The 1,184-nt window shown below is 40.8% G+C and carries 1 protein-coding gene; it reads right to left on the bottom strand.

Going from position 1 to position 1,184, the window contains the following annotated elements; genetic code table 11:
* Positions 1–360: 360 nt before the first annotated feature.
* Positions 361–690 carry a MarR family winged helix-turn-helix transcriptional regulator gene (locus tag KDK14_RS10100; RefSeq protein ID WP_257264978.1) on the bottom strand — a complete coding sequence of 110 codons (330 nt, stop codon included), beginning with the start codon at positions 688–690 and terminating at the stop codon, positions 361–363.
* Between the last annotated feature and the right edge of the window lie 494 nt (positions 691–1,184).

The raw sequence follows: 1,184 nt of genomic DNA, 5'->3' as shown, positions 1-1,184 counted from the left end.
GCTCTTCGTGTGCTTTGTGGTTCAAAGCTGTTGCTTCTGGAATTAATAGATAGATTCTTAATGTCTATCGTAAGATGCTCCCTTCGTTGTGCCTCACATAGTACCAGCCCAAGTAGTCAGAAATATTCGATTTGATATGGCCAGTTAATTACTGATATCCCAGATGTGACCCTGTACACTTGGCAAAAAAAAGCTTTATCTTTCAAATAAAGTGAGAATGAGTATTCAAAGAATCTATTTTAAGTTCAGTGCATCGCCAATGCAGATTCAGAGGGGATGGGTACAGGCGGGAGACAGGGTTCTGTAGGGTTGCTCCTGAAAATTCTCTCGCAACCTTGCAGAGCCCTTTGTGTTACTCAATCATTTCAGATATCGAGCTTTCTGCTTGATTTTTTCCACCAGTTTTTTGCCTTTCGCTGTCAACGTCAGCTTGAAATAACGACCGTCATCTTCATGCTGAACCTTTTTGATCAGCCCAAGACCAGGCCTGTCGTGTCGACCTTCACCGAGACGTTTGACACTGACTGCGATATCGCTTGGGGTACCACAGGTGAGCTTGTCAACATTTACAAGATCTGTAATGGTTTCTCCCGGGTTTTCTGCAACCACAAGGAGAATTTGCCACTGAATCACCGTCAGTGGTTGTTCCTGCATCAACTGGGTTAATTTGATAAGACCTTTTAAAGTCATTGGCAGTTACCTTTCTCTAGTTAGTTATGAGGTTTGTTGTGGACTAGTAGCGTCGTTTACTTTCCATGCTCTTAGGCTTAAGCCTAGTCTGTACAACTGTTACGGCGACTGTTATACCAGATAAAATATTAGACAGTTTTCTACTGTTATAGCAAGTTTCCGTTCACAGTCGTTAAACATTTCGACAACGAGTAACAAAACTGTTGCGTCAGGAAACAGACACTCAAAGGGAACTCCTTTCAGTCATGGAGCAACCAGACAGCCATTTAGCCCGCCAATTATTACGACTAAAGGCAGATAGAGCACGATGACGTCTACTATGCAGAGTTTCCTTAATCTTAATATTGGTAAAATGTTAGACAACGATTTTTGGAAAAAATTCTCTAAAAAAATACATTACGCTTGTATTGTCGTGAATAAAGCCCATGACAGGTGTTTTTTTTCTGAGAGACAATGGTTGCATCGATGATATTATTATTCGCATAATATATATT

It is taken from the genome of Endozoicomonas sp. ONNA2 (assembly GCF_024606365.1).
Taxonomy (GTDB): domain Bacteria; phylum Pseudomonadota; class Gammaproteobacteria; order Pseudomonadales; family Endozoicomonadaceae; genus Endozoicomonas.
Note: the sequence above shows the minus strand (reverse complement) of the source record. Positions and strands in the feature narration are given on the sequence as shown.

Bases quoted from the DNA above. Each gene is read 5' to 3' on its own strand.
- KDK14_RS10100 (WP_257264978.1), bottom strand. From the start codon at position 690: ATGACTTTAAAAGGTCTTATCAAATTAACCCAGTTGATGCAGGAACAA.